The following is a 23220-nucleotide window of genomic DNA, read 5'->3' as shown; positions in this document are numbered from 1 at the left end:
AGCCCGTTTGCGCCGATGATACTACAAACGTGGAAAAGTAGGTCGCCGCCTTCTTTAAACCCTGAAGTGAGTTTACTCTACTTCAGGGTTTTTTATTTTAAAACCATTAATTATTACAGGGCAATGCTTGAAGCATTTCATTGAGTTCAATAAGCTTTTGACCTTGCCAGACAGGGTTTATATCATCTAAAATGGTAAGGATGTCTTTAATTACTTTATCCTTTTCGGCTTGATCAACCTCACCGATATATTCTCCACATGCACACCCTAAATCATCGGGATGAATGCCTCTATTATTCCAATCTTTTCCATTTAAAAGATCGTTGGAACAAAATGGATTCACTAAAGGAGGTGTATCAATGTATGGTTCTAACATATCAACTCCATGATTAGTATATTCTTTACCTCGAAAGTACCAGTAAGCCACAGCCATTGCCAGCATAGCATCAACTATCTCGTGATTTTCCAGTTCCTCTGGTTGTAAATATTCAAGGCAATAGGAGTCTAAATTCATAGTACCTATAAAAAGGATATAATCTTCAATTAAGATTTGCCTTTCTTTACAATCTAATTTATCTCCTTTAAGCTTCTTTTCATAGGTAAGTATATCAAGGTATTTTGCAAGAGTATTCCACATACACATATAGGTTTTTGAACACCCTTTCTGTCCCATTCTATAAGTACCCACAGCACCAATGATTAAGCCACCTAATGAACCAAGACTATCAGATTGAATAATGTTCCCTAGTTTTGTAATCTCATTATCATATGTTTTTAATTCTTCATAATCCTCCTCTTCTTCATCGTCTTCAGTGTCATACATATCATAGGGGTTATTAGAGGGAGTCTGGGATTTTACCTCCATACCCGTTCCTAAGGAAATAATCAAAAAAATCAATAGGTATTGTGTTTTCATATGTTTCATTCTAATATCCTGAGTTGTAATCTTTCTTATTAATTTCGACAGTAATTTCAACAAGCTGGGTGCAAAGCATTGTCATATTGTCCTTTTTACCACGGTTGGCAGTGTAGTTCATTTCAAGAATCAATGATTTAACACTTATAGGGTAATTACGTGCTTTTTTTGGCAGGGATTTAAAATTGGCAAAAACCTCGTTGATGGTGACAGGAGCGTCATTGGTGACCCAAAATTTCCCCACACCATCTTTAGAAGTCACCTGGTACCCGTCACATTCGTACCCCAAAATGGTCTTTCCCTCAATAGGAACTATGTCCACCTCTTCTTCTTTTTCATCGGGTATAATTTTCTTGCCAAATTTTTTCTGCATCTTTTTTGCATTCGGCATCTTCATTTTCATTGCCATTTTCTGCTCCTCATTCTCCATGAACATGACCATGGCATTCTTTTTAAAATCGTAGACCATCAATTGTTCTGTTTGTTTATCCACCATTTTATTGGCAAAATAATCGGCTTCTGGCTCGAGCAGATACTCTAAAGCCATAGATTCTTTCCCTGTATCTAATTGATAAACTAAGCTATACGAAAATTCATAGGTATCACGAATTTCTTCCAATCCGCCTCCAAAAAAGTTGGCCATTCTTTCATTTTGCTTTTTCTGTTCTTCCTCAGTCATTTCGGGTCGCTGCGTTCCTTCGTTTCCATCCGGTACAGAATCCTTTTCCTTTTCTTTAGATCCGGTTACGGTATTGATTTTTTCTTTTATTTTTTTAAAGATTTGCGCTTCTGCTGATGGAGCATATAATATCGTAAAGCAAAAAAACAGTAATAATAGATGTTTATTTCTCATGATTTTTATTTTAGATTCCTTGAAGGTTTTCAAATTTAAATTGATTGATTGCTTGCCAAAGTTCTTCTTCCGATAAAGCTTTGGTTTCGATTTTGATGGCATACCTGTTTTTAGGTGCAAATTCCAAATTGAATTTATCACTCGCATTTCGGTATTTTTGAACCATGGTCATTTCGTTTTTGGTGATTACATTTTGATAGCCTGAATCATCTGATTTGTCGTGATATAGATTCTTTAAATTGAGAAATGGGCTCATCGCACGACTGCCTTTTTCCCCGGCACCATCCATGATGGAAATATCCAACTCTTTTGCACTGTTAGGGTCTTTGAAGGTTGCTTTGGTCATAAAGATCCCCATCATCGGGACAGAATTTGCCTTATAATAGGTGCGTTCCAAATCCCCTATCTTTTCAGGCATCCATGCGTCCATCTCTGCTTCGGTCATTGGCCCAAGAGAAGCTAGTTGCGAGATTAAGGAAGGCGGTTCATTCTTATTTTCCGTGGTTTCGTTAACTGTTTTCTCCTTGTTCTTTTCAGAAATCTCTTCCAACGAGGATTTCTTTTGATCGGTTGCCGAATTGTTATCACAGCCATGGATAACTAAGAACAGTAGCGCAAGTATAAAAGTGTAGTTGAGTTTCATAAGTAATGATCTATTTTTTTACATGAGTGAAAATCCTGTCCAGGTCAATTAGTTCGTATCCTTCATCTCTGTTGGTTTCATGCAAGTCCATGAAGGAACAGAAATTCAACGCGGGTTGCTTCGCATCATCATAACTGGTTCGTATAGGAAGTGTATTTTGTTCCCAGATACTGATGACCCAACGTGCCGTGGGGAGATCTCCTCTAAGGGTCATGTCCACGTCTACTAGTGTGCCCAGGTGATCATAGGCTCCATTCTTTAAAGATCGCTGAAATCGGATAGGGGTATCAAAAACTATTTTATTACCGGTTCCTTTTCTAAACAATCCGGCCCAAATAGTTCCATTGGTATGTGGATGCCCTTCCACATCCACTATTTTCAAATTCCGATCACCACTGGTCTCAATTTGCTCAAAAAAGTCATCCTGGCTGTACATCAGGGTGAACTCACTTCTTGGCGCCCCTTTTTCAAATAATGCATTTATGGAACTATTAGTTGAAATATCATCTGATGTAGGATCAAACAGACCGAATTCTATATCTATGATTTCCAATCCCAGTTCCCTGTACCGTGTAATGTCTTCCAGTATTTCTCGCACCGTTCTTCCCGTGGATAATACCTGGTCCTTTTTATCCTTTTTGAATACACCATCATAGATCTGTATGTTGTCATCGGTTACGTGTATCTCAAAATCCTCAAGGTGATAGCCATACTCATCTTTCATGATCCTGATTTCATCTCTGAATTCATTGATATCAAGACCGGTTCGTAAAATTTGTTCCTGGTTGGTTTTCTTCCACACCCCAATGAACAGATCTTTACCACTTGCCATTCCGTTATGACATGTATCCAAAGGAGTTGTTTTGGAAGTATAGATGTCTGGCCCCAATTTCATTTCTTCAAAGAGATTCGCTGCCAGCCGTTCTAAGTTCGCTTGTCTTAAGGGGGCCAGCATTACAATTCCTACGGTGTCCTTCGGAAAGAAATGAATATAAGCGCGGCTTCCTTTGTTGGTTCCACCGTGAAATACTCTGAGGTTTTTGCCGGTTCCTCTGTGCTGCAAGCCTACTCCATACATTAGTTTAGTTTTGTCATTTATTACAGTTGAGTTACTTTCTCTCCATAATGCTTCTCCATCTTTTAATAGTTCTCCTTTGCTTAATGCCCTGGTGTAAGTTGCCAGATCGCAAATGTTAGATTCCCATCCACCGGCAGGCAGGACGTCGTCATGATCGGCCAGAGCCACATTTTTCAAAATACCGTCATCTCTATACTCGTAACCGTATCGGTTGGAAACATGGCGAGCCATGCTGAAGCTTTTTAGTCCAAGGTGATTTTTTATATACTTGATCACCCAGTCGTCGTAACCGTAACTAATTTTAGCATCAATCATGGCCCCCGCAAGATTAAAGCCATAAGAAGAGTACAAATAGTCGGTGCCCGGAGGAAAGTCCAGAATCGATTTGTTGAATTGTTCTACCGAGCTATTCGCGTTCCACCCACCATTTATGGCCGGGGAGTAGTCACCACTGTGAACAAACTTAAAGGTTATATTTCCATATTGGGTGGTGGTAGCATCGTCCCTTCCTGTTCCATAGTGTTGAATTCCACTTGTATTGTTCAGAAGGTGGCGCAAGCTGATATCCATGTAGCGGTCCTCAATGTATTCCTTGCCATTTTCTGCTTTGATATTGACACGTCTTTGAGGCCAATTCGATACCACATTCGAGGCCTTGTCGTCCAGGTGGAGCCTCCCATCCTCTATCATTTGCAAGGCGGCAACTCCTGTAACCGATTTAGACACTGAAGCCCATTGCAGTTTTGTATCCAGCGTAAGGGGATGGTTGAGTCGCATTTTTCCGTAGGCTTTCATGTGAATGATGGAGTCTCCCTTGAATACGGCCACAAGCAGTCCGGGAATGTTTTGTCTAAGCATCTCTAAACGAATATTTTTATGGGCAATTGGGTGTATAACTTCGTCACATGGGAATGCATTATTTTCCTGCTCTCCGGCTGGAATCGAACCTCCAGAGCCACCACTCCCTCCAGAGCCACCGTTACCTCCGGAGCCACCACTACCTCCGGATCCTCCAGAGCCGCCGTTACCGCCAGATCCGCCACTTCCTCCGGAACCGTCATTTCCCCCGGACCCTCCGGAGCCACCGCTACCACCAGATCCTCCGGAACCACCACTACCACCGGTGCCTGCAATCCCACCATTGCCACCTGAATTGCCGCCAGGCCATCCCTGTGAGTCATCAACTGGTATATCCGTTTGTATAATGCGTTGTGCACTGTTGTTTGATGGCGTAGCTACGCTATTCCTGGATCTATAATTTTTTCCTTTAACAGGCATGTAGTAATCGTCGAAAGAAGGTCCTTTTCCGCCAATGGGTCGATAAGCGGTGATATCCTCCGGAACATATATCTGGACCACCGTTTTGGCATAATTCCCAACTATATATCGAATAAAAAACCCATTGGGGTGTTTGGTCCATCGGCCGGTATCAAATCCGTTCAGGACGGGTTCTATGCCTGCTCTCATGGCTATCTCTTCATATTCTGAATAGTCGTTGATCCCCTGGTAGTATTTATTCCTAAGACTATTCTCTGCTTCGAGTACCGCTCGCATGGTGGGGTTTTTATTTGCCACCTTGGATATTTGAGATGAAGCATAGTTGTCCAGCGCCCCTTTACTTAGTCTGGCTATTTGTTCAGGGGAAAGAAGCTTAAGCGCTGTCACTTTAATTGGGCCACTCATTTTTTGAAAATCTGTTTTTGCAATGATCGCCCAGAGCAGCAGTTGCACCTCTTGTTGCGTTATTTCGTCACTTTTTTGCTGAAACCCATCTATGATCGCTGCCACTATATCGGCTTTTGGACCTTTTAATTCTGCATAAAAGCGTCCGTTACCTTCCTGAGGGGTGTACGTTCCGGCTTTGATGCAAAACGACTTGAAGTAGCCTTCGTAATACCCTGGTGTTAGAAAGAAACCATTTTCCCAGGTGTATGGTTGCTCGTGAAGATTTTTATACTCGGCATTGTTTCCAAAATCATCCGAAAGGTATTTGGTCTTGTCGACATCGCTGAAGGATGTAGTAACCGGCTCCCGACTAAGTTTGTCCAGCGAGAGTGTAGCAGCGACGCCGTCCTTCAGTTTCTTTATCTTTTTAAGGATTTGTGCCTCAGTGCTTACTGTGCACGTTAACATTAGAACAATAATCAGTATGTATTTGTTTCTCATGATATGGAATTTCTCAAATAAAACTATACATTGATTATTTTTACCGGGGTTCAATTGTCTGATCAACTGATAAAAGTGTGTAGTCAGTTCAATTTCCTGTATAATTGAAATGGACAAAATTGTCAAGGATAAAAGGTGAATCATACAGTTTTACAGTATATCCAAAGTCGTTCGGAAGCCATTGATACATTAGTGGGGCATGTTTTCGATATTGTAGTTAACTTTAAAGTATTATCTTCTGAACTATGTTAAAAGCGATTATCGTAGATGATGAGACCAGGGCCATTAAGAACCTGAAATGGGAAATTGATAAATTCTGTCCGGAACTAGAAGTGGTAGAGTGTTTTTCCAACCCAGTTGAGGCTATTTCCGGAATTGACTATCTCAAGCCGGATTGCGTGTTCCTGGACATTGAAATGCCACAAATGGATGGTTTTCAGTTATTAAAAGAATTGAGGTTCAGGCAGTTCAATTTGATCATCACAACGGCCTATGACAATTACGCTATCAAAGCCTTCAAAGAAAACGCAATTGATTATTTGCTAAAACCTATAGATTCCGATGATTTGACTCGGGCGGTCGCTAAAATTATCAATCGTAAAGAAAAGCACGACTTAGGGTTCGATGTAGAAAAAATGCTAAGCTCAATAAACAGCGCTAATCGCCGAAAAAAGATATCCATCCCACTTTCCGGAAAAACTCTTTTTGTGCATTCGGATGAAGTTGTCTTTTGTAAATCAGATGGAAATTATACTGAATTTTATTTGGCAGATGGTAGAAAGGAAGTTATAACAAAGAATCTTAAAGAGGTGCATGAAGAATTATTAACCGACTCCTTTTGCCGAATTCATAACTCGTACTGTGTTAATATTGAACATATTAGGGAGTATATCCGTGGAGAAGGTTATTATTTGATTATGACTAATGATCATCAGATCCCTGTTTCCAGGTCCAGGAGAGATAATTTGATGCAACGAATTGCCAGGTAAAATGCTCGATAACTTGATCGAAATTATCTTATTCGACCCATTCAATAACGGTTTTTTTTATTTTACCCTGGGTGGATTGCTTCTTCTGGCCATTTATCACTTGTTCCTTTATTTTCAGAACAAAAGCACCCTCTACATTTTATATGCTCTTTACTTATTTCTAATCGTCTTATCACAGAATCAGTTTCTTGAGAATTGGTTCTTATACCCCCTTGTTCGTAATTTGGGAAAGCTTAATGATTTGGGAACGTTCTATACCCAGTCCTACTATATCATCTATTTTTTCTTTGCATTTGAATTTTTGAACATCAAGGAGGATTTTCCAAAATGGCATGGATATATCAGAAAGGCCATATTGTTGATATCAGCCTACACAGTGATCCAGTTCATAGTGTATTTGTATACCGATAACTACAATCTGGACATGCAATTCTATCACTTTTTTGTAATCTATATTTTGGTTCTGAGTGTCCTGACGTATATACTTCTGTTCAAGTCAAAAAGGAGATTGAAATACTATCTTATCATAGGCTCAATATTATTGATGGTTTTTTCAGTAAGTTCACTTGCTGAATACATACGTCTTCAGATGAGTGGGCAACCCGTACAGCCCTCATTTTCGCTACTATATATTGGTTACATCACTGAGAATTTCCTTTTCTCACTAGGTCTGGGAAAACGTCAGAAGTTGATCCTGGATGAACGAAACCGGGCCCAAAGCGAATTGATTGCACAAATAAGGCAAAACGAGATGCTTGAGCGGGAATTTCGCTCGAAACTTGAATCGGAGATAAAGCAGCTGAAAGCTACAGTGGAAAAGGATGCTATGGAACGTATCAGTGTTCAATTTGAAAAGAATATAGCCGAATTAAAATTAGCCGCGTTACGTAATCAGATGAATCCTCATTTTATATTTAACTCGTTGAATTCAATAAAGGGATACATCATTGATAATGACCGTGAACAGGCGGTTTTTTATTTGAATAAATTCAGCAAATTAATACGAATGATACTATCCTCTTCAATAGAAAAAGATGTCTCTCTTGCCGAGGAAATTGAAATTGCTGAACTTTATCTGCAGGTCGAAAACATTCGATTCAATAACGAGATCCATTTTGATATAAATGTTGCTCCCGAATTAGCCCTTAATACAATAAAGGTTCCTGCATTAATCTTACAACCATTTTTGGAAAATGCCATCTGGCATGGCTTGTCCTCGAAAAAGGGATCGAAAGAACTTTTAATGGATATCACCCTTGAGGATGATCGGGTCAAAGTATCGATCTACGATAACGGGATTGGTAGAAAACAAGCTGCTGCGATCAAAGAACGAAAGGTTCTAAAGCGTAAATCTTATGGCATAGTTCTTTCGGAAGAACGACTTCGAAATTTCGTCCATGGTACATCTAAGGAATGCAACATACAGATCATCGATTGTACGGACGAGGAGGGAAATTCAACCGGTACCAGGGTATTGATAACCTTGCCCGTTTCAACTACCCAAATACCGCCTTCATGATCGTTTTCAGCCCCTTGAACCCCAGCCAGAAGGTGCCGGCCATTCCGGCTATTGCCAGCGGCATCACGATGTAGAATAGTCTTGTTTCCTTATTCAGGAACATGAATGTGAACAAATAAGTGGTGAGTACCAATAATGGAATGACCAGGGCCATGTATTTGATCCCCTTAACCAGCATTTTTTTATCGGTATGTCCTTTAGGCATTGGCTCGTGATTCTATTGCTTTTCGTACACTTCCGTGTTTTAACAGGAGTTCGTTTGCATCACTTTCTGAAATGTGTAAAGCTTCCATAACCATTCGTGTACCGCGATCCACTAGCTTATTGTTGCTAAGCTGCATGTCGACCATACGGTTTCCCTTTACGCGCCCAAGTTTTATCATAGCCGAAGTACTAATCATATTCAACACCAGTTTCTGAGCGGTACCCGCCTTCATCCTGGAACTTCCCGTTACGAATTCCGGCCCAACCACAACTACCACCGGGAACTTTGCGGTCATCGCAAGGGGACTTCCTTCATTGCAGGTAATACAACCCGTTGGAATGTCTCGCTTGTTACATTCTTCCAGGGCTCCCAACACATAAGGTGTTGTTCCTGAAGCTGCGATCCCAATAACAATATCTCCTTCAGAAATCTGATAATCCACTAGATCTAACCAGCCTTGTTCCTTTGAGTCCTCGGCAAATTCCACCGCCTTTCGAATGGCGCTATCACCTCCGGCGATCAAACCAACCACAAGTCCATGTGGCACACCGAATGTTGGCGGACATTCACTGGCATCCACTACTCCCAGTCGGCCACTGGTACCCGCCCCCACATAAAATAATCTACCACCTTTCAGTAGTTGATCAGAAACCTTTTCTGCCAGTGCCTCAATCTGTGGTAAGGCCTGCTCCACGGCATCGGGAACGGTTTTGTCCTCCTGGTTCATAGAGACAAGGATCTCCTGCACCGACATTTTTTCAAGGTGGTCGTAGTTCGAGGATTCCTCTGTCGTCTTTTTGAAGGTCAAAGCGAAGATTTTGTTCGTTCAAAAGTAATGATTAAAACCCTATATTTATAAAAGCTAACTGAATTATATGCCGTCTTTACTTGAGCAAGCCTCAAAAGTTCTCCACAATAATTGGAAAGAAGCATTTACCATTCCCTGTGAAGGTTTGTACCCCTTTCAATGGAATTGGGATTCGGGGTTCATCGCAATTGGTTGGGCTCATATCGACATGGAACGCGCCAAATCGGAGATTCGTTCCCTGCTGAAGGGGCAATGGAAAAATGGATTCCTGCCTCATATAGTATTTCACAACGAGTCCAAAACCTATTACCCGGGCCCCGAAGTACACGCGGCTCATCTCAGTGATCAAAGCCCTGACGTAAGGACTTCAGGGATCACACAGCCACCTGTTCTGGGTTTTGTACTGGAAGAACTTTATCGCATTTCAGAAGACAAAGAAGACATCCTCTCTTTTATCGATTCGGTCTATGATGCCGTCTATCAAAATCATCATTATTTCTATACGAACCGCGATCCCCAGAATGAAGGGCTGGTATACATTTGTCATAACTGGGAAGCCGGAACAGATAATACTCCGGTTTGGGATTTTATCTGGAGTACTTTTGAAGTACCGGATTATGAGCTTGATCGAAAGGATACTAAGCTTATTGATGCTTCGCATCGCCCTACCAACAAGGAATACCAATACTACATTCACCTTATTGAACTATTCAAGCAATGGAAGTATGACGATGCCAAGATTGCAGAAGGCTCTCCATTCCTGGTGCAGGACCCCTTGTTCAATAGTATGTTGATCAAGGCCAATGAGAGCCTTATCGCACTTGGAAAATTGTTGCGTAAGAATAATAAAGTAGCACAGCTTGAACAGTGGCAGGAGCAAGCTTTACAAGCTATGAATTCAAAATTGTTCGACGAAAATTTACAGGGCTATGTGTATTATGACCTTCGGAATGAGCGTAAGTTGTCCCACCTATCGTCTTCCAGTTTTACACCGCTTATGGCTGGAATCCCTTCTGAAGAAAGGGCAGAAACCATGATTGAACATCTTCATAGAGGTAGTTTCAGTGGCGAAAATGATGAGAATTTCCTCTGTGCATCCTTCGACCCGTCCAGCGAATTCTTTAATTCGAAAAAATACTGGAGGGGCCCTGTTTGGATCAACCTGAACTGGATCATCTATCGTGGGTTGAAACGCTATGGTTATGAGGAACTTTCAGAAAAGATAAAAGAACATACCATCCACTTCATGGAGACTTATGGTTTCTACGAATACTTCGAACCTTCGAAAGAGTTGAACAAAACCCTGGATAAAGGCTATGGTGGTAACAACTTTTCCTGGAGTGCGGCATTAACCATCGATCTGCTAACTAACAAACTATAATATGAATTGGCTCGATTACACCATCGTAATACTTTATATCGTCTTTTTCCTGGGAATGGGGTATTTCTTCAAAAACAACAAAGACTCTACAGATTATTTCCTGGGTGGCCGAAGTATGGGATGGTTCCCATTGAGTCTGTCGACTATGGCAACTCAATTGTCGGCCATTAGTTTTATTTCGGCACCCGCCTTCGTGGGATTGAAATTGGGCGGAGGAATGAAATGGCTCACCTTTGAATTTGCAGTACCACTGGCAATGATCTGCATTATGCTCTTCGTGATCCCACCGCTATTCCGTTCCGGGGTGGTTAGTATTTACGAGTATGTTGAAAGGCGTTTCTCGCCATCAACACGATTAATCCTAAGCATTGTTTTCCAGATCAGTCGTGCCCTGGGAACAGGGGTAATGGTCTACACAATTGCAATCATCCTGCAGGCCGTTCTGGATATCGACTATATCTATACCATTCTGATCATAAGTGTCATCACCATCATTTACAGTTGGCAGGGTGGGATGAAGGCTGTTGTATGGGGTGATGCCATCCAGATGATCCTCCTCTTCGGAGGCTTGCTGGTATGCTTGTTCTATGGTTGGTATCTTGTTGAAGATGCAGGCGGACTCACAAATGGTTTCGCAACCGAACGCCTTGACGTGATCAACCTCAATCTTGGTATTGGCACTGATGAGGAATATGGCCTGTGGCCCATGTTGATAGGTGGTTTCTTTCTCTATGTGTCCTACTATGGCTGTGACCAGACCCAGGCGCAGCGAATGCTATCAGCTAAGAACGAGAAGACCATCCGTCAGCTACTACTAGCAAATGGATTGCTTCGTTTCCCGGTAGTGTTGATCTATTGCACCATGGGATTGATCATAGGTTCCCTGGTGACTTTGGCACCCGATTTCATGGGTGAGATCGCGGCTACCACCGAAAAACATTTTCCTCAGGACTTCGCTTCCACAGGGTATAAAGCAGACCTGATGATCCCTGTTTTCATAACTAAGTATCTGCCCCATGGAATGATAGGATTGCTTATGGTAGCGATCATGTCGGCAGCCATGTCATCATTGAGCTCTACGGTAAATTCTTTATCGGCAGTGAGTGTGGAGGACTTCTTCAACCGTGGAAAGAAAAAACTCGAAGGTGCCCGCTATATGCGAATCTCGAAATTTGCCGTTGTTTTCTGGGGTGTGGTATGTATCGCCTTTTCATTTCTATTCGGAGGAAGTAAGAGCACGGTAATTGAGATCATTAACGCCATTGGGTCTGTCTTCTACGGACCTGTTCTGGTTACTTTCGTATTGGCTATATTCTCAAAGCGTGTAAACCATGTGGGTATGAATACTGGTATTATAGTGGCAGTGCTGATCAACCTGATATTTTCCAATACGATACAGGAGATTTTTAATTACGATATAGGTGTGAAGATATTTTGGATATGGTTGAATTTTACCGGTGTGCTTATCTCCCTGGTAGTAGCCTTTTTGGTTAGTGCACTTACTTCTAACGTTAAAATAAAGACTGCAGAAGGCATTAAATTCACAGTAAAGAAAAGCGACATTTACTCTAAAGAAGTTTTTATACTTCTGATCTTCTTTGTCGTGATACTCATATTCAGCTATTTCGTTCCCCAGATATTTTCGTAGATGTCGCTGAATGTATTACTCATACCAGATGCCTTTAAGGATAGCCTTACTTCTTCTGAGGTGGTTAAGGCCATGCGTCAAGGGGTTTTCAGTGTTGATCCTGATGCAAATATCACTCATATCCCTGCTTCGGATGGCGGTGAAGGGTTCCTGGATTCCGTAAGGGAACATTTGGATTCGGTGGAAGAAATTCCCTGCGAAACGGTGGACCCACTTGGTCGGGCACTCGAAGCCAGTTATTTATTTGACAATCAGTCTGAATCTGCCTATCTGGAACTCGCGCGGGCTTCGGGACTGGAACTCCTAAGTAAGGAAGAGCGAAACCCAATGCATACATCGACCTATGGAACCGGGATTCAAATAAAACATGCGCTCTCTATGGGTGCTAATACGATCTGCCTGGGTATTGGGGGTAGTGCCACCAATGATGCCGGTACGGGGATAGCATCGGCCCTGGGCTATGAGTTCTTCGATAGTGCGGGGTCCATAGTTTCACCGAGTGGTAAAATGCTGGAAAAGATTGCTGCTATTGACATTCCGAAGGATTTTATGCACAGCATTTCTTTCTATGCGATAAACGACGTACTGAATCCACTTTTTGGTCCAGAGGGTGCCGCATATACTTATGCGAAACAAAAAGGAGCATCCCCGCAAGAGATCGAGCAGTTGGACAATGGATTGCGTTCAATAAGTAAAGTGATATCAAGAGAATTAGGCGCCGATCATTCAGAGCTACCGGGTTCCGGGGCGGCAGGTGGAACTGCCTTCGGGTTAAAATCCTTTCTGGGTGCAGCCTATATATCGGGAGTCTCTTTTATGCTGAAACTGGCCGGTTTCCAGGACAAACTGATTTCAGAAAAAATTGATTTGATCCTGACGGGAGAAGGCTGTATCGATTCACAGACATCTTATGGAAAATTGGTTTCAGGGGTGGCTATGGAGGCTAAGGAACACGGTATCCCCGTCCTCGCAGTTTGCGGTAAGCTCAATTTAGACAGAAAAGGTGTAGCGGATCTGGGATTGCAGGACGCCGATGAATTGTTCCGTGCGGATCAAGAAGAAGGGTATAGCTATGAGTTTGCTTCGGAACTGATCCGGGAGAGAACGGCCGGACTCATCAAGGCATTTACTCTTCGATAACAATGGTTTCCTTGTATTCCTGAACTATCGCGAAGTACCCCAGGGCAAAATTATCTGCTGAATCAAGATTGTTGAAATTGTCAATATTGTCAATATCAGTAGCGTTAATGATATTTCCACGAACCGTTAAAGCTGGGGTTTCGAATGGCCCGAAATTTTCCCCCGATTGTGTGATCAGTTCGTCCATGTAGTTATGAAAGTCCTCGTCAACTCCCATTATACTTATGTCTACAGAATCGCCTGGCGATAATTCGTCATCGTAGAAGTATGAAAATTCAAACTCCTGTCCCTGGTAAAATTCATCCTCACTAACCAGATAATTCCCGAAGCTGAAATCAAAAAGATAAAAATCATCCCGGTCTCCATTGTCGGTAAAGGCAATGATCAACTCTATGTCATTCTCATCGAACAGGAATCCGTCACCTTGCACAACATTGTCCAAAGGCACCGTAGGAACAAATTCCGCCATGGCTACAAAGAACTCATCTTGATAATCAATTTGTAAAAGGAGACTGCCTTCGGTTAAGAATTCCGTAGCAAATACTTTGCTGTAAATACCGGAACCCGGCACTTCTTCAATAAGCACCGGAGGGTCGATACCTCCACCGGGAAGTGAGAGATTCGTTAGCGTGATCTGTTGAAGATTCGCGGCCGGTACAGATTCGAAGAAAGAACTGGTCTCGCTTACTTTTACACTAACCTTGGTGAAGGCTTCATTCGTATCAACGCGGATCAATGCATCGACAATCAGCCTGGGCTCTTCGGAGCTCAGCTCCACCTCGATAACGTCTTCACAGGAACCCATTAATAAGATCAGACTTGTAATGATGAGGAGTCCTAGTTGGGATGTTATATTTTTTATGTTCATACTAAAATTTAAAATTATATGTCACCGATGGCACTATTCCGAAGATGGATGTCCTCACCGCCTCATTCACACCCGTGTCCTGGTTCTGCCTGAAATTGATGGCCGCTGCATTTCTTCTGTTGTACACATTATAGATGCTGAATACCCATTCTGCCTGCCAGTTGCGATCTTTGTTCTTACCAGGTGTAAGAGTGGCTGCGATATCCATGCGGTGGTAGTCCGGAAGTCGCGTTAAGTTTCTCAATCCGAAATAAGGAATCACCAATCCCTGGAATTCAAACTGTCCGATTGGGAAGTTGGTAGGTTGCCCGGTCTGGAAGACAAAGTTCCCGTTAAATCTCCATTTGTCGTTAAGTTCATAATTGCCGTACACGGCAATGTCGTGGGGTTTATCGTAAGGGGTGTTGTACCATTCCCCGTTGTTGATACCGATCTCGTTTGCATCCCTCGGCGGGGTTCGTTGCTCCGATTTCGATAGGGTGTAAGCTATCCATCCTTGCAGTTTCCCTGTGTTTTTCCGAAGTAAGAATTCGAGACCATAGGCTCTTGCTTCTCCGTTCAGTATTACTTGTTCGATCGCGTTATTTGCGATCAAATTGGCCCCATCGATGTAGTCGATCCGGTTTTGTATGTCTTTATAAAACACTTCCGTTTCCAGGGTGTAATCCCTTTCCCAAAGATTCTTGAAAAAACCGAAGGCATATTGATCTAGCAACTGCGGTTCCACAAAAGGTCCACTGGGAGTCCACACATCCAGGGGAGTGGGGGAGCTGGTGTTGCTCAGCAGGTGGAGGTATTGGGCAATTCGAGTATAACTTGCCTTGATGGAAGCGTCATCGCTGAAGGCGTAGGACAAGGATACTCTTGGTTCAAGATTGGTAAACGACGCCAGTTGATCGCTCCGGCTGGATTCCTGTACACCAATGGGTTCGGCTCCCCGATAGATAAGCAGAAAGGGGTCGAATTCAACTGGATTGTCGTTTTGGTAAATATTCAGTTCATCTTGTCCGAAGCGTATAAAATGACTCAATCGTAAACCATATTGCACCCTAAGTTTTTCGGTTAAGGTGTGCTCCACGTCTACGTAGGCCGCAAATTCATTGGCGTATTTCTTGATTAGCTGTTCTTCAAGGATTCCCGATTCCGGATTGTTAGGTTCGATCTTTCCGGGATTGAAACTGTAGTAAATATTATTGATCCCGTAATTCACCTGCAGCTTGTCCGATAGATAGTGTTTTAGGTCGTATTTTATATTGAAATTCTGAATACCTGAGTTCCATTCGAAGCCTACAAAGTCCAGTTCCAAACCATAGTAGTAATCCGAATAGATCACGGAGAGATTAGAGAACAACTTATCGGAAAATATATGGTTCCACCTGAAATTCCCCAGGGCATTTCCATAAACGTTTACAAAACTTTCATTTATACTGAAGAGATCCCTTCCGAAGTAACCTGAAAGGAAGAAGCTGTTCCTGTCGTTAAGTCGATAGTTGATCTTGGTGTTCAAATCGTAGAAATAGGCGCGGTTCTCAATGTCGAAAAGGGGTAGGAACAAATGAGCATAAGATCCTCTACCACCAACCAGGAAAGCTGCTTTGTCTTTAACTATGGGTCCTTCGGCCAATAACCTGCTGGCAACAGCCCCGATTCCACCGTTGATTTTTAATTCACGGCTGTTTCCTTCTTTCTGAAAGATCTCAAGTACCGAAGAAACTCGACCTCCATAACGCGCCGGTATTCCACCTTTGAACAACTTCACGTCCTTAATAGCATCCGGATTGAATACTGAAAAGAATCCAAAGAGGTGGGAAGAATTGAATATAGTAGCCTCATCGAGCAGTATCAGGTTTTGATCTGCCGCACCTCCTCGTACGTTAAAGCCTGAGGAGGCCTCACCGGCACTGGTTACTCCGGGAAGAAGCAAGAGCGACTTAACCACGTCTGCTTCGCCCAGAACCACGGGAATAGATCGTATGGTTTCCGCGGTGAGCGTGTTTACACTCATCTGGGCGGCCTTGATGCTCGCCCGCTCCACATCCGCCTCGATCACAACTTCGTCGAGTTGTTCCGTATCACTGATCATGAGAACATTCTGACGAACATTCTGCGACAGGTCAATTGTAGTGGATTGGGTAACAAAACCAAGACTACTGTACGTAATCTCATATGTACCAGCGGGTAAGGTGATTGAATAGAAGCCGTACTCGTTTGTGGACGTTCCGGTCCGAAGATCGAGTATGAGTACATTCACCCCTATAAGGGTCTCACCGGTGGCCGATTCGGATATAGTGCCACTTAGGGTAAATTTATCCTGGGCATATGTGATTGCAACTGAAAGTACTAAGAGGAGAAGGGTCAGTTTTTTCAATTCGAATTTTTGCTAAAAATAGCCATTCAACTTGAAATCCAAAAGGGTTACCCCTAAGTGTTTTGTTAAATTATGAAATGCTGGTAAGTATGGAATTCAGCGTTGTACTTGCGCGCATCTCCTTATTAACCATAGCAGTATCAGGTTTGTAATAACCGTTGATATTCACCGGACTGCCCTGTGTGTCATTCAATTCATTAACGATTTTCTCCTCGTTCATGCGTAGCTGCTCTGCCACCGGACTGAATTGCGCTTTAAGCGCCTGGTTCTTATCCTGATTGGCCAGGGCTTCTGCCCAATACATAGCAAGATAGTAATGACTACCCCTGTTATCGAGTTCGTTTACTTTCCTCGAAGGGCCTTTCTTGTTCTCGAGTAACTTTTCAGTTGCTTCATCCAGAGTTTCGGAAAGGAGGATTGCATTATCGTTATTGTAAGTAGTTCCAAGGTGCTCCAAAGAAACAGCAAGTGCGAGGAATTCACCCAGGGAATCCCATCGTAGGTGTCCTTCCTTAACAAACTGCTGAACGTGTTTTGGTGCAGATCCGCCCGCCCCGGTTTCAAAGAGTCCACCGCCGTTCATCAGAGGAACAATGGAGAGCATCTTCGCACTGGTACCCAGTTCGAGGATAGGGAAGAGGTCGGTGAGATAATCCCGCAGTACATTCCCGGTTACGGAAATCGTATCCTGTCCTTTTCTAACTCGCTCCAGGGTATATTTAGTTGCCTTTTCCGGGGATAGGATCTTGATCTCCAGTCCACTTGTATCGTGGTTTGGCAGGTAATTATTTACTTTTTTGATCAATTGGGCATCGTGTGCTCTGTCTTCATCCAACCAGAAAATCGCCGGAGAATGAGTAGCTCTGGCGCGCGATACAGCTAGTTTCACCCAGTCCTGTACAGGCAAGTCTTTTACCATGCACATACGCCAGATATCGCCTTCCGACACATCGTGTTCCATAACGGTATCCAGATCCTGGTCCAGCACAGTGATTTTCCCGTTAGCCGGTACTTCAAATGTTTTATCGTGTGAGCCGTATTCTTCGGCTTTCTGAGCCATCAGCCCAACATTGGGAACTGTTCCCATGGTCGTTGGGTCGAACGCCCCGTGTTCCTTACAGGAATCAATTACAGCCTGGTAAACACCAGCATAACTACTATCGGGGATCACTGCCTTGGCATCGCGGGTATCGCCGTTCTTGTCCCACATTTGTCCGGCGTTGCGGATCATAGCAGGCATGGAAGCATCGATGATCACGTCACTTGGAACGTGTAGGTTCGTAATGCCTTTATCGCTGTTCACCATGGCGAGGTCCGGATTGGCTTCGTAGATTCGATCGATCTCTGCAAGAATCTCGGTTCTCTCTCCTTCGGACAGTTTTTCCAGATCATTAACCAGGTCTCCAAAACCATTATTCACATCCACTCCGAGGCGCTCGAACGTATCGCCATATTTATCGAACAGATCTGCAAAATAAACGCGTACGGCATGTCCGAAGATAATCGGATCGCTCACCTTCATCATGGTGGCTTTCATGTGCAAAGAGAACAATACTCCTTGAGCTTTGGCCTCCTTAACTTGTTCAGACAGGAATGCCAGTAATTCCTTTTTTTGCATTAATGTACCGTCTACGATCTCACCTTCGAGTACGGCGATATTGTCTTTCAAGGTAGTTTTGTTTCCGGCCGTATCCGTGTGCACTATAGAAAGTGCTCCTGCTTTGGACATGGTAGCGGATTTCTCATTATGACGGAAGTCGCCACCGGACATTGTAGACACATGAGTCTTGGAATCTGCACTCCAGGCACCCATGCTATGCGGATTCTTCTTGGCATAGTTTTTCACTGCCTTTGGAGCACGTCTGTCGCTGTTTCCTTCCCTCAGCACAGGGTTTACTGCGCTTCCCTTCACCTTGTCGTAGGTAGCTTTTATCTTTCGTTCTTCGTCCGTTTGTGGGTCATCCGGATAATCCGGAAGGGCATAGCCTTTAGATTGCAACTCCGCGATGGCTGCGGAAAGCTGAGGTAATGAAGCACTAATATTCGGAAGTTTGATGATGTTCGCTTCGGGCGTCTTTGCAAGTTCCCCAAGTTCGGCAAGGGCGTCACCTATGCGTTGTTCTTCGGTTAAATACTCAGGAAATTTCGCCAGTATCCTGCCAGCCAGGGAAATATCCCGGGTTTCAACATCAATGCCCGATGGTCGGGCAAAAGCTTCAATAATTGGAAGTAATGAATGTGTAGCTAGAAACGGAGCTTCGTCCGTCATCGTATAAATGATCTTGGCGGATTTGGTCATGGTTGTGAAGTATTTTAGTGAACTTGTTTTAAGGATGCCAAATATACGGAATAGCCACTGCTTTTAAAAGGGAAAGGGGTGAGAAAAGAATGGGAAAACGCTATAAACAAGAAAAGCCATATCACCGTATTGCTACTTTGATATGGCTTCTTGTGAAACCTGCCGTTACCAACTATCCGCCGAAGACGAATCAGGACGAGTTTATTATACCCTCGCAGTTGTGACCTGTTTCAACGAGACTGTTTTCCTCAACGACTTTCCGAAACGAGTTCTTCCGGTCTCCGAAAACAATACCCTAACTTTCACTGAATCTCGACCTAACGTACCTTGCGGTCGTCAGAGTCTCAGGCAATTCAACAAAAGAAATAAAGAACGTTACTTTATGTTTATCATGCGATTTGCATCACATTGATATTTCAAATGTAAAATAGATAATTTAAAATGCAAGAAAAATACACTGCTTTATATTCACAATGTATTCACGAGGGTTATTAACATTTGTTCATAACAAAGGCCTCCACTTGGGAGGCCTTGTATTTTCTTGTATTTGAAGCGATGTTTAGCTTCTCTTTTCTCGGATTCTTGCCTTCTTACCGGTCAATCCTCTGAAGTAGTAAATACGTTTTCTTCGTACGCTTCCTGTTTTGTTCACTTCAATTTTTTGAAGGGCCGGAAGGTTAAGTGGGAATATTCTTTCAACTCCAACGGTTCCGGACATCTTTCTAATGGTGAAAGTTTGCGAAGTTCCGGTTCCTTTAACCTGGATCACTGTTCCTTTGAAGAACTGAGTCCTTGTTTTACTTCCCTCGCGGATCTCGTAGTAAACGGTGATACTATCTCCCGCACCGAACTTCGGGAATTCTTTTTTAGTTACAAATTCGTCCTGAACAAATTTTACTAAGCTTTCCATTACTTACCTTTTAATGGTTTTGTTCGAAACAACATTCACGATTCTCGCCAGAGGTTGAAGCAAATCGGCTGCAAATATACATTTTTCTGCATTTGCGTCCTCATTTTTAGAAAAATATTTACTTCTGTATTTTGGGCGTTCCCCTGAAGTAGAAACGCCGTTTCACTTCAGGGGCGGGCTTTCCGCGCTACACGCCTGCCCGCCATAGCGTGCGACGGCGGGGTAGCCAGCTTCAATCCCTAACGCAGGGAGCTAGTCATCCAGTAGGTCAGGGCGTTTGTTTTCTGTGTTTTTCAGCGCCTCTTCCTCTCGCCACTTTTCAATATTGGCCGTATGTCCACTTGTCAAAATATCGGGAACCTTCCAGCCCTTGTAGTTGGCAGGACGAGTGTAAATAGGCGGTGCCAGCAGATCGTCCTGAAAGGAATCTGTTAATGCACTGGTTTCATTGCCCAGTACGCCGGGAATTAGACGAATCACCGCATCACATAAAACCGCTGCGGCTAATTCACCCCCACTCAGCACAAAATCTCCTACCGAGATCTCACGTGTGATAAAGTGATCCCTCACTCGCTGATCCACACCTTTATAATGCCCGCAGAGAATAATAATATTTTTTTTTAGTGAAAGCTCGTTAGCCATTCCCTGGCTAAAGGTGTCACCATCAGGGGTCATGTAGATCACTTCGTCATAATCCCGCTCTTCCTTCAGCTTACTAATGCATTTATCAATAGGCTCAATCATCAGCACCATACCGGCACCACCACCAAACTGGTAATCGTCTACCTGTTTATAGGAGTTGCTCGTGTAATCTCTCAAGTTATGAGTGTATACGGAAACGAGCCCTTTGTCTATGGCTCGTTTCAAGATGGATGCTTCAAACGGACTCCGAAGCAGTTCCGGTAATACCGTGATGATATCAATTCGCATTAGATAAGGTCTTTTTTCATCTTACAGCGATCTATCGATCCCTTTGCTCTTTCCAGTACAGATTTGTCAAGGGTGCTTAAAGCTGCTTTTCTGTAGTGTTCAATAGCTTCGTCCAATTTTCCCTGCTGCTCATACATGATAGCGTATTCATTCCACATAGTGGATTTTGTAATACCCGGAATATTGATCGCCTTGTCAAGTAAAGCCTTCAGGTCGTCCCATTTTCCCAAGGTAGAAAGCAGAATAGCATAATTGTAGTATACCGCTGGGTACATAGGCGTCTTTTCCAGGCACAATTTATAGAGTGTTTCACCTTTCTCATACTCCTTGAACTTCACTTCATACAAATACCCAAGATGATTGTACGCCTTCCCGAAATTGGGATCCATATCAATGATCTTTTCCAGCTTATTCGTGGCTTCGTCGTATTTACCATTTTTAATGTCAGTATTGGCCTGGTCGAGCAATTCTTCTAGTTTGGTAAGATGGTCCATTCGATTCGGTTTAGAATGTAAAAATAAAGCAAATACTTCGAATTATATCTCCCAGGTATAATGAAATACGGCGTCGTCCTTCTTCCATCCCAGTCGCTCATACAATCGTTGCGCCGGATTATCCACCGCTGTCTCCAATGTCAAACCCCTGCTTCCTTCATTTCTGGCAAATACCTGGGCGTGTTCCAATAGGGCTTCTCCAATTCCACGACCCCTGAAAGCATTAGAAACAAAAAGGTCGTTCAGAATAAATACTCGTTGCATGGAAACAGAAGAAAAACTAGGATACAATTGTGTAAAACCCATACCTTCTCCATCTTCTGAAACCACTAAAAAGATCACCGAGTCCTTCTTTACAAGACGCTCCCGAACAAATTTCCTTGCGACATCCAGGTTGGATTCCTGTTTGTAAAACACACGATATCCATCGAACAGTGGCACTATGGTTTCCAGGTCATCAAGGGTTGCTCTTAATAGCTTCATGTGGTCTTTTAAGCAAGGAAGTTAAAGAATTCCTGCTTACTCGCATACTATACAACGTGAAAATTCTTTTCTTATCTTTAGGCAACTTTCTTCAAACTATCCAACTATGAAACGCAGATCTTTCCTGAAAAAGACTGCCGCAGCCAGTGCGGCTTTTACTATCGTTCCCAGCTTTGTTTTAGGTGGGGCGCACATACCACCAAGTGATACATTGTACGTCGCTGGTATAGGTGTTGGCGGCCGGGGAGCTGGTGTAGTGAACGAATTGTTCAATAGTGGGAAAGTGAAGTTCATCGCACTCTGTGACGTAGATGCTAAACGAGCGGCGAATACCTTTGCCAATCATCCTAAAGCAAAGCAGTATGCCGACTTCAGAAAAGTATACGATAACCATCTCAATGAGATAGATGCTGTGATGGTTGCGACGCCTGATCATACACATGCCGTGATAGCACTTCCATTCATGAGGGAGAAGAAACATGCCTATGTGGAAAAACCCCTCACGCATAATATCTATGAGGCGCGCCTTATGGCGAGTACTGCCAGGGATATGGGTATCAAGACCCAGATGGGAAACCAGGGAGCCTCGGGCGAGGGTATCCGACTAGCCCAGGAATGGATCAATGCCGGTGTTATCGGAAAAGTACATCGAGTGGACTGCTGGACAAACAGGCCCGTCTGGCCACAAGGCTTTCGAAAGATCACCAATGGTGAACCCATTCCGGAAACCTTAGCCTGGGATCTATGGCTGGGGCCTGCCGCCATGAGAGATTATCACTCCGGCTATTTGCCATTCAAATGGCGCGGTTGGTGGGATTTTGGAACAGGAGCTATGGGAGATATGGGTTGCCATATTATGGAAACGCCATTCAAAACACTTGGATTACAATTTCCGTACGAAGCAGAAGCCAGCTGTACAACGGTTTGGTCCGGGGATTTTGTGGAAGCGGATTATTCTGAGGCTTGTCCGCCATCATCAATTGTGCGATTAAAGTTCAATTCTGAAACACATGGTGATGTTTCACTAAACTGGTACGACGGCGGCATCATGCCTGATCTTCCTTCCGAATTAGGAGAAGGGGAGGAGCCCGGTGGTAGCGGGGGAGGAAGTATCTTCCATGGAAGCGAAGGCATCATGATCACTGATACCTACTCCGGGAACCCAAGATTATTGCCTTCGGAACGTATGCTGGACTTCACACCGCCTGATCCAACAATAAAACGAGTTGAAACCGATCATGCCGGGGAATGGGTGAATGCCTGCCTGAACGGAACGGAAACTTCATCACCCTTCAGTTACGGAGGTCCGCTAACCGAAGCGGTACTCATGGGTAACCTTGCTATCAAAGCATTTCAGTACAAAAAACTAAAAGAAGGCAAGAAACCCGGCGACTGGGCACCTTACGAATACCCGGGTCGTCGAACCATTCTTTGGGATGGCGACGCGATGAAAGTATCCAATTACGAACACGCTAACAGTTGGGTTAAGCGTGCCTATCGAAGCGGCTGGGAGCTTTAGGTC

At 43.4% G+C, this 23220-nt stretch carries 19 protein-coding genes; 6 read left to right on the top strand and 13 right to left on the bottom strand.

What is annotated here, in order from left to right; genetic code table 11:
• Positions 1 to 106: 106 nt before the first annotated feature.
• The 4 genes from J1N09_RS07565 to J1N09_RS07550 are packed head-to-tail and all read right to left on the bottom strand — an operon-like array spanning position 107 to position 5656.
• On the bottom strand, positions 107 to 916 hold the full coding sequence (locus tag J1N09_RS07565; RefSeq protein WP_265199409.1) for a hypothetical protein: 810 nt from the start codon (positions 914 to 916) through the stop codon (positions 107 to 109).
• Positions 917 to 926: 10 nt separating this feature from the next.
• Complete coding sequence (locus J1N09_RS07560; RefSeq protein WP_265199407.1) at positions 927 to 1769, bottom strand: DUF4412 domain-containing protein; 843 nt, start codon at positions 1767 to 1769, stop codon at positions 927 to 929.
• Between the two features lie 10 nt (positions 1770 to 1779).
• Positions 1780 to 2412, bottom strand: coding sequence for a hypothetical protein (locus J1N09_RS07555; RefSeq protein WP_265199404.1), 633 nt, complete (start codon positions 2410 to 2412; stop codon positions 1780 to 1782).
• 10 nt (positions 2413 to 2422) lie between these two features.
• Positions 2423 to 5656: a serine hydrolase domain-containing protein gene (locus tag J1N09_RS07550; RefSeq protein ID WP_265199403.1), complete on the bottom strand. Its 3234-nt coding sequence runs from the start codon at positions 5654 to 5656 to the stop codon at positions 2423 to 2425.
• 245 nt (positions 5657 to 5901) lie between these two features.
• On the opposite strand from J1N09_RS07550, the gene J1N09_RS07545 reads away from it, so the two are divergent.
• Together J1N09_RS07545 and J1N09_RS07540 are read left to right on the top strand one after the other, a co-directional pair.
• Complete coding sequence (locus J1N09_RS07545; protein WP_265199401.1) at positions 5902 to 6645, top strand: LytR/AlgR family response regulator transcription factor; 744 nt, start codon at positions 5902 to 5904, stop codon at positions 6643 to 6645.
• Positions 6646 to 6658: 13 nt separating this feature from the next.
• Positions 6659 to 8164 carry a sensor histidine kinase gene (locus tag J1N09_RS07540; protein WP_265199400.1) on the top strand — a complete coding sequence of 502 codons (1506 nt, stop codon included), beginning with the start codon at positions 6659 to 6661 and terminating at the stop codon, positions 8162 to 8164.
• On the opposite strand, the gene J1N09_RS07535 is transcribed toward J1N09_RS07540, so the two are convergent.
• Both J1N09_RS07535 and murQ read right to left on the bottom strand, forming a co-directional pair.
• Positions 8142 to 8369 (bottom strand): DUF6095 family protein, encoded by a 228-nt coding sequence (locus J1N09_RS07535; protein ID WP_265199399.1) that lies wholly within the window; start codon positions 8367 to 8369, stop codon positions 8142 to 8144. The two genes, J1N09_RS07540 and J1N09_RS07535, sit on opposite strands and share 23 nt — an antisense overlap.
• Positions 8362 to 9177 (bottom strand): N-acetylmuramic acid 6-phosphate etherase, encoded by an 816-nt coding sequence (murQ, locus tag J1N09_RS07530; RefSeq protein WP_265199398.1) that lies wholly within the window; start codon positions 9175 to 9177, stop codon positions 8362 to 8364. Before murQ ends, J1N09_RS07535 begins: the two co-directional genes overlap by 8 nt.
• A gap of 67 nt (positions 9178 to 9244) precedes the next feature.
• On the opposite strand from murQ, the gene J1N09_RS07525 reads away from it, so the two are divergent.
• From J1N09_RS07525 to J1N09_RS07515, 3 genes are read left to right on the top strand one after another with little or no spacing between them, the layout of a single operon-like run.
• Positions 9245 to 10558 carry an amylo-alpha-1,6-glucosidase gene (locus J1N09_RS07525; RefSeq protein ID WP_265199397.1) on the top strand — a complete coding sequence of 438 codons (1314 nt, stop codon included), beginning with the start codon at positions 9245 to 9247 and terminating at the stop codon, positions 10556 to 10558.
• A 1-nt stretch (position 10559) separates the two neighbouring features.
• On the top strand, positions 10560 to 12206 hold the full coding sequence (locus J1N09_RS07520) for a sodium:solute symporter family transporter (RefSeq protein WP_265199396.1): 1647 nt from the start codon (positions 10560 to 10562) through the stop codon (positions 12204 to 12206).
• A complete protein-coding gene (locus J1N09_RS07515) occupies positions 12207 to 13346 on the top strand; it encodes a glycerate kinase (RefSeq protein WP_265199395.1) in 1140 nt (379 codons plus the stop codon).
• On the opposite strand, the gene J1N09_RS07510 is transcribed toward J1N09_RS07515, so the two are convergent.
• The 7 genes from J1N09_RS07510 to J1N09_RS07480 form a co-directional block, all read right to left on the bottom strand.
• Positions 13333 to 14214, bottom strand: a complete 882-nt coding sequence (locus J1N09_RS07510; protein WP_265199393.1) for a DUF4249 domain-containing protein — start codon at positions 14212 to 14214, stop codon at positions 13333 to 13335. The genes J1N09_RS07515 and J1N09_RS07510 overlap by 14 nt on opposite strands.
• A gap of 1 nt (position 14215) precedes the next feature.
• Positions 14216 to 16582, bottom strand: a complete 2367-nt coding sequence (locus J1N09_RS07505; protein ID WP_265199392.1) for a TonB-dependent receptor — start codon at positions 16580 to 16582, stop codon at positions 14216 to 14218.
• Positions 16583 to 16652: 70 nt separating this feature from the next.
• Positions 16653 to 18881 carry an NADP-dependent isocitrate dehydrogenase gene (locus J1N09_RS07500; protein WP_265199389.1) on the bottom strand — a complete coding sequence of 743 codons (2229 nt, stop codon included), beginning with the start codon at positions 18879 to 18881 and terminating at the stop codon, positions 16653 to 16655.
• Positions 18882 to 19440: 559 nt separating this feature from the next.
• A complete protein-coding gene (rplS, locus tag J1N09_RS07495) occupies positions 19441 to 19791 on the bottom strand; it encodes a 50S ribosomal protein L19 (protein ID WP_265199388.1) in 351 nt (116 codons plus the stop codon).
• Between the two features lie 252 nt (positions 19792 to 20043).
• Positions 20044 to 20721, bottom strand: a complete 678-nt coding sequence (gene trmD, locus J1N09_RS07490) for a tRNA (guanosine(37)-N1)-methyltransferase TrmD (protein WP_265199387.1) — start codon at positions 20719 to 20721, stop codon at positions 20044 to 20046.
• Positions 20721 to 21215: a tetratricopeptide repeat protein gene (locus tag J1N09_RS07485; protein ID WP_265199385.1), complete on the bottom strand. Its 495-nt coding sequence runs from the start codon at positions 21213 to 21215 to the stop codon at positions 20721 to 20723. The genes trmD and J1N09_RS07485 overlap by 1 nt, the downstream gene beginning before the upstream one ends.
• A 42-nt stretch (positions 21216 to 21257) precedes the next feature.
• Positions 21258 to 21698, bottom strand: a complete 441-nt coding sequence (locus J1N09_RS07480) for a GNAT family N-acetyltransferase (protein ID WP_265199384.1) — start codon at positions 21696 to 21698, stop codon at positions 21258 to 21260.
• A gap of 106 nt (positions 21699 to 21804) precedes the next feature.
• Between J1N09_RS07480 and J1N09_RS07475 the strand changes: the two genes are divergently transcribed.
• Complete coding sequence (locus J1N09_RS07475; RefSeq protein ID WP_265199382.1) at positions 21805 to 23217, top strand: Gfo/Idh/MocA family protein; 1413 nt, start codon at positions 21805 to 21807, stop codon at positions 23215 to 23217.
• Positions 23218 to 23220 lie beyond the last annotated feature (3 nt).

The organism is Aureitalea sp. L0-47 (genome assembly GCF_026126405.1).
In the GTDB taxonomy this organism is placed as follows: Bacteria; Bacteroidota; Bacteroidia; order Flavobacteriales; family Flavobacteriaceae; genus Pukyongia.
The sequence above is the reverse complement of the archived record's forward strand: the minus strand, read 5'-3'. Positions and strand labels throughout refer to the sequence as shown.

Coding starts and splice junctions, on each gene's coding strand:
- J1N09_RS07565 (WP_265199409.1), bottom strand. CDS start 916: ATGAAAACACAATACCTATTGATTTTTTTGATTATTTCCTTAGGAACG.
- J1N09_RS07560 (WP_265199407.1), bottom strand. CDS start 1,769: ATGAGAAATAAACATCTATTATTACTGTTTTTTTGCTTTACGATATTA.
- J1N09_RS07555 (WP_265199404.1), bottom strand. CDS start 2,412: ATGAAACTCAACTACACTTTTATACTTGCGCTACTGTTCTTAGTTATC.
- J1N09_RS07550 (WP_265199403.1), bottom strand. CDS start 5,656: ATGAGAAACAAATACATACTGATTATTGTTCTAATGTTAACGTGCACA.
- J1N09_RS07545 (WP_265199401.1), top strand. CDS start 5,902: ATGTTAAAAGCGATTATCGTAGATGATGAGACCAGGGCCATTAAGAAC.
- J1N09_RS07535 (WP_265199399.1), bottom strand. CDS start 8,369: ATGCCTAAAGGACATACCGATAAAAAAATGCTGGTTAAGGGGATCAAA.
- J1N09_RS07525 (WP_265199397.1), top strand. CDS start 9,245: ATGCCGTCTTTACTTGAGCAAGCCTCAAAAGTTCTCCACAATAATTGG.
- J1N09_RS07520 (WP_265199396.1), top strand. CDS start 10,560: ATGAATTGGCTCGATTACACCATCGTAATACTTTATATCGTCTTTTTC.
- J1N09_RS07515 (WP_265199395.1), top strand. CDS start 12,207: ATGTCGCTGAATGTATTACTCATACCAGATGCCTTTAAGGATAGCCTT.
- J1N09_RS07510 (WP_265199393.1), bottom strand. CDS start 14,214: ATGAACATAAAAAATATAACATCCCAACTAGGACTCCTCATCATTACA.
- J1N09_RS07500 (WP_265199389.1), bottom strand. CDS start 18,881: ATGACCAAATCCGCCAAGATCATTTATACGATGACGGACGAAGCTCCG.
- rplS (WP_265199388.1), bottom strand. CDS start 19,791: ATGGAAAGCTTAGTAAAATTTGTTCAGGACGAATTTGTAACTAAAAAA.
- trmD (WP_265199387.1), bottom strand. CDS start 20,721: ATGCGAATTGATATCATCACGGTATTACCGGAACTGCTTCGGAGTCCG.
- J1N09_RS07485 (WP_265199385.1), bottom strand. CDS start 21,215: ATGGACCATCTTACCAAACTAGAAGAATTGCTCGACCAGGCCAATACT.
- J1N09_RS07480 (WP_265199384.1), bottom strand. CDS start 21,698: ATGAAGCTATTAAGAGCAACCCTTGATGACCTGGAAACCATAGTGCCA.
- J1N09_RS07475 (WP_265199382.1), top strand. CDS start 21,805: ATGAAACGCAGATCTTTCCTGAAAAAGACTGCCGCAGCCAGTGCGGCT.